Annotated in this window: 2 protein-coding genes; both read left to right on the forward strand. The window is 74.7% G+C overall.

The annotated features are described in order from the left end of the window. The coding region (locus AC08ON_RS15560; RefSeq protein ID WP_476617221.1) for a DUF3418 domain-containing protein at window positions 1-533 on the forward strand (533 nt) is incomplete at its 5' end. A 31-nt stretch (window positions 534-564) separates the two neighbouring features. Next, the coding region (locus AC08ON_RS15565) for a toll/interleukin-1 receptor domain-containing protein (protein ID WP_476617222.1) at window positions 565-1122 on the forward strand (558 nt) is incomplete at its 3' end.

The following is a 1122-nucleotide window of genomic DNA, read 5'->3' on the forward strand; positions in this document are numbered from 1 at the left end:
CCGGCGGGCCCGCCTGGGACGAAGCGGGCTTCACCGCGCTGCTCGCCGCGGTACGCGCGGGACTGCCCGAGGCCGCCTTCGAGGTGGTCCGCGAGGTTCAGCAGGTGCTCGGCCTCGCCCACGCGGTCGATCTGGCGCTGCGCGAGCTGCGTGCCCCGGCGGTGGCGGCGTCGGTGGCCGACGCGCGCGACCAGCTCACCTCGTTGATCTACCGGGGATTCGTCACCGACACCGGGGCCGACCGGCTGGCGGACCTCGTCCGCTACCTGACCACGCTGGAACGGCGACTGGAGCGGCTGCCCCGCGATCCCGGGCGGGACAGGCTCAACACCGCGACCGTCGGGCGCGTCCAGGACGCCTATCGGGAGCTGCTCGCCGCCGTCCCCGCCGGCCGGGAGCCGGCGCCCGAGATCCGGCGCCTCCGCTGGATGATCGAGGAGCTGCGGGTGAGCCTGTTCGCGCAGAGCCTGCGCACCCCGTACCCGGTTTCCGAGGAACGCGTCTACCGGGCGATCGACGCCATCCTCGGTTAATCCGTTTCGGTGACTATGCCATGCTGGGACGGTGACCGGCGGGGGCGATGGGCACGGCGCTCCCGACTGTTTCGTGTCGTACGCGGACGACGGGCGGGCCTGGGCCGAATGGATCGCCGGGACGTTGGAGGATGCCGGCTACCAGGTCCTGCTTGAGTCCTGGGCGCCGGCGGGGACGCATCGGGTGGGGTGGCTGGACCGGGCGGTGAGCCAGGCCCGGCACACGATCGCGGTGGTCTCCGACGGCTACCTGCGCTCCTCGCCCGCGGTCGCCGAATGGGCGGCGGCGTGGTCGGCCGACCCGACCGGAGGCGAACGCCGGCTGCTGGTGACCAGGGTGGCGGACCGGCCGCTGCCCGGTCTGCTGGGCCAACTCGTCCCGGTCGACCTGTTCGACCGCAGCGAGATCGCCGTCCGAGCCAGCCTGCTCGCGGCCCTGCGCGGCGACCGGCCACAGCCGGAACAGCCGCCGGGCTTCCCCGGCCGGCGGGGGATCTTCCCGCCGGAGCTGCCGGCGGTGTGGAACGTGCCGGACCAGCCGGCCCGGTTCGTCGGCCGGACGGCCGCGCTCGCCCGGCTCGACGAGGCG

The sequence above is a fragment of the Frankia sp. CoWAU3 genome (genome assembly GCF_977971855.1).